This window comes from Actinocrinis sp. (assembly GCF_035938995.1).
In the GTDB taxonomy this organism is placed as follows: Bacteria; Actinomycetota; Actinomycetes; order Streptomycetales; family Catenulisporaceae; genus DASZGI01.
Window position 1 is genome coordinate 1 of sequence record NZ_DASZGI010000043.1, and the last position, 3892, is coordinate 3892.

Below are 3892 nucleotides of genomic sequence, written 5' to 3' on the forward strand. Positions count from 1 at the left end.
CGCGGCCAGGTCATCGAGGACCACATGCCCTACGCCCGCCACATCGCGACGCGGTACGGCGGGCGCGGACAGCTGGTCGAGGACTTCGTCCAGGTCGCCTACCTCGGGTTGGTCAAGGCGGTGGACAACTTCGACCCGGACCACGGCACCGGCTTCCTCGGCTACGCCACCCCGGTGATCCTCGGCGAGATCAGGCGGTACTTCCGCGACGCGACCTGGGACGTCCACGTGCCGCGGCGCATGCAGGAGCTGACCACGGCATTGCGCGGCGCGGCCGAGCAGCTCACCCGGGAACTCGGCCGATCGCCGAGCATCATCGAACTCGCCGGACGGCTCAACGCGGATCCCGAGGAGGTCACCGAGGCGCTCGAAGCCGCCGCGGCGTACACCGCCGCCTCACTGGACCGCCCGGCCGGAAACGAGCCGGACGGCGCGACGCTCGGCGAGCTGATGGGCGGCGAGGACGTTCGCTTCGGCGCCGTGGTCGACCGTGAATCGCTCAAACCCCTCCTGGCCAAGCTCGATGAACGGGATAAGCGGATCTTGATGATGCGCTTCTTCCGCGGCATGACCCAGACCCAGATCGGCGACCAGCTCGGCGTCTCCCAGATGCAGATCTCCCGCCTGCTCACCCGCATCCTCGGCGAGCTGCGCGCCGGACTTGGCTGAGGTCGACCGGGTAGCCGCGCCCTACAGGACAGGCCCAGGCTGCGAAATCAGCACCGCCGAACTGTTGACGGGGCCGCCGCGTAGGAAGAGGACCAGGCACTTGCGAGCGCACGTGTACCCCGCGCGGTAAGTCAAACGCGCATCACGCGAAGTCAAACGCACATCACCCGTGGGACCGACCGCGCTGGCGCTGGTGGTCGGTCCCACGGGTGTCGGCAGGCGGTCGGGATCAGTCGGCGCGCTTGCCCGCACGCGACAGGGCGCGCTCGAGCTGCGTCTTGTTCATCGTGGAGCGCCCCTTCACGCCGCGGCGCTGGGCCTCGGCATAGAGCTGGCGATATGTCGGACCGCCCGGCCCCTGGTGCGACCGCAGTCCGCCGCGCCGGCCCGAGGAGATGTCCCGGATCGACTCCTTGCTCGCGGTCTTGGCCTCGCCGGTGCGCGCCCGCTCCTTGTTCACCGTGCGGGCCGCGATCTCCTTGGCCCGCTTCGGACTGGCACCGCGCTCGCGCTCGCTCTTCTCGATGTGCTCGTACTGGCGTTCCCGCTTGGGACTGGATCCGCGCGGCATGATCGGCACTCCTTCCAGGTGTGCGAGTTCGTGTTCTCACGGCGGCGAGGGCACGTGGCGCGGGTGCCCGGGATCACGCGGTTCAAACGAATAACCTGGACAGCAGCCACGACGACGGCGGCCGCGCCACCTGGTGCGGCGGCCGGTCCGCACCCGCCCGGCATGAACGACTCGGATCCGGGCACACGCGGGCGTGGTTTTCGAGGACTGGTTGCTCAACCGGGCGGAGCGCGGCAATCCGGCCACCCGGCTGGTGAGGGCGTGGTCGGACGGAAACGAAGTGCGGGCGCTCGTCCACGGCGCGGCGTACTTCGCCGAACTGGTCGCCGCGATCCGCCGCTTGGGACCGGCCGATCTGCTGCTGTTCACCGACTGGCGCGGCGATCCTGACGAGCGGTTGGACGGGCCGGGCACCGAGGTGTCGCGTGTGATGGCGGACGCCGCACGGCGAGGAGTGTTGGTGCGCGGGCTGATCTGGCGTTCCCACCTGGACCGGTTCCAGTTCAGCGAGCGGGAGAACCGGCACCTTGGGCAGGAGGTGGAGGAGGCGGGCGGCCGATGTCTGCTGGACATGCGAGTGCGCCTCGGCGGCTCGCACCACCAGAAACTGGTCGTGTTGCGCCATCCGGGGCGTCCTGAACTGGATATCGCGTACGCGGGTGGCATCGACCTGTGCCATAGCCGCCACGACGACGAGAAGCACGCCGGTGATCCGCAGTGCCAGCCGATGTCCGCGTCCTACGGATCGCGGCCGCCGTGGCACGACGTTCAGCTGGCGATCAGCGGCCCGGCGGTCGGCGACCTCGAAACGGTGTTCCGCGAGCGCTGGGACGATCCGACTCCAGTCACGCGCAACCCTCTGTACCGTGTGCGCGACAGGCTCCAGCGCGAAGACACGCACGCCCAGCCGCTACCGCTCCAGCTGCCCGATCCGCCAACCTGCGGAGACCAAACGGTGCAGGTGTTGCGCACCTATCCCGACAGGATGGGCTCGGGCTATCCGTTCGCCCCGCAGGGCGAGCGCAGTATCGCCCGTGGGTATCTCAAGGCACTGTCCCAGGCACGTGAGCTGATCTATCTCGAGGACCAGTACTTGTGGTCGCGCGATATCGCCGAGCCGTTCGCCCGCGCTCTGGCCGACAATCCGGGGCTGCGGCTTGTAGCGGTGTTGCCGCGGTATCCCGATCAGGACGGTCGGCTGAGTCTGCCGCCGAACCTGGTCGGACGGATCGAGGCCTTGCGCATGCTCTCCGATGCCGGCGGCGACCGGGTGGCCGTCTACAGCGTGGAGAACCACGCCGGTGTGCCGGTGTACGTCCACGCCAAGGTCTGCATCATCGACGACGTCTGGGCCTGCGTCGGATCGGACAACCTCAACCGCCGGTCCTGGACCCACGACTCCGAACTGGCCTGTGCGGTACTCGACAACACAGATTCGGGCTCCTCACGGCAGTGTGCGTCGGACGGCTTCGCTTCACGTCTGCGCGTCACCCTCGCCCGCGAACACCTGGACTCCTGCGACGACGCGGAACTACGCCCGCCACTTGCCATGTACGACGCCTTCGCCCAAAGCGCGGCACGCCTGGACGACTGGCACACCGCTGGGGGGCACGGCCCACGACCGCCCGGCCGACTGCGCAGCTACCCCACCCCGCACCTATCTGCGTGGACACGAGGGTGGGCGAGCGCGCTGTACCGCGCCGTCTACGACCCGGACGGCCGTCCCGCTCCCATGCGCCGCCGCCGTCAATTCTGACCGGCAGGGCGCGTTGACCAGGCATTCTCCTTAGGCCGCGCGCATCCACGCGACGCGGCGGTCGCGATGCGCCGCCGCCGCGCCCGCAGAGAAGCGGGCGCGGCGGCGCCAGGTCGTTACTAGTGAATTGCGAGGATGCCCCGTCTCGGCGCGATCAGAACGCCGCGAGACGCGGGCTCAGTCCTGTTTCCTCGCGGCGTATGTGTCCTTGGCCTTGTCGAGCAGTGCGGCGAACGGCCCGACTACGGCCTGCGCCATCGGCGAGCCCGCCGCTCCCGGATGCGGGTGCGTCGGCGCGATCTTCTGCGCCGCCAGCAGCCGCTCCCCCATCTTCTGCTGGTCCAGCACGCTGACCTCGGCGAGGATGCGCGGGAACTCCTCAGCCTCCTCGTGCTCGGCGTGGTCGGAGACGGCCTTCTCGAACTCGGTGAGCCTGCGCGCGAACTCGGCGCTGCCGACGTCGAGCTTCTCCAGCTCGGCCAGCACGTGCGCGGCCTCGGCTTCCTCGTGGTTGCGCGCGTCCGCCACGTCGGACCCGGCGATCCTCGCCGTGACCGGCCGCACGACCATCTCCTCGCCGGCCTCGTGGATGGCCAGCAGTTCGCGCAGGTGGTCGAAGGCGGTCTGCCGCCCCGGCCCGTTCGCGCTCTGCACAAGCTCAAACAGATCGCGGATGCGGGCGTGCTGGTTGTACAGCACTGCCAGGACACTGCCGACCGGCAGCGCTGCGGCGGCCTCGCGTTCCTTCTGTGCCAGATTCATGCTCTCCTCGCTTTCCTGCCGCGAGATGCGGCCCCCTCGGGTGACCGGGCCGGGCCCGGTCAAACCGACGCGGCCGCATTTCTCCTTTTCGAGCCGGTCGCATTTCGCACCGAGCCTCGCGTGCGTCAGCTCGT

4 protein-coding genes are annotated in these 3892 nt (G+C 69.5%); 2 read left to right on the forward strand and 2 right to left on the reverse strand.

Annotated features, from left to right (window positions below; translation table 11 throughout):
• On the forward strand, nucleotides 1-669 hold a 669-nt coding region (locus tag VGZ32_RS03000; RefSeq protein WP_326884229.1), incomplete at its 5' end, for a SigB/SigF/SigG family RNA polymerase sigma factor.
• Nucleotides 670-898: 229 nt separating this feature from the next.
• Here the strand turns inward: VGZ32_RS03000 and VGZ32_RS03005 are convergent.
• Nucleotides 899-1240 (reverse strand): plasmid stabilization protein, encoded by a 342-nt coding sequence (locus tag VGZ32_RS03005; protein WP_326884230.1) that lies wholly within the window; start codon nucleotides 1238-1240, stop codon nucleotides 899-901.
• Nucleotides 1241-1433: 193 nt separating this feature from the next.
• Here VGZ32_RS03005 and VGZ32_RS03010 point away from each other — a divergent pair, with 193 nt between their 5' ends.
• Entirely contained in the window at nucleotides 1434-2996 is a 1563-nt protein-coding gene (locus VGZ32_RS03010; RefSeq protein ID WP_326884231.1) for a phospholipase D family protein, read from the forward strand.
• Between the two features lie 177 nt (nucleotides 2997-3173).
• On the opposite strand, the gene VGZ32_RS03015 is transcribed toward VGZ32_RS03010, so the two are convergent.
• On the reverse strand, nucleotides 3174-3892 hold a 719-nt coding region (locus tag VGZ32_RS03015), incomplete at its 5' end, for a hemerythrin domain-containing protein (RefSeq protein WP_326884232.1).

What these genes read in the sequence shown, in the direction of transcription:
- VGZ32_RS03005 (WP_326884230.1), bottom strand. Translation starts at nt 1,240, where the DNA reads ATGCCGCGCGGATCCAGTCCCAAGCGGGAACGCCAGTACGAGCACATC.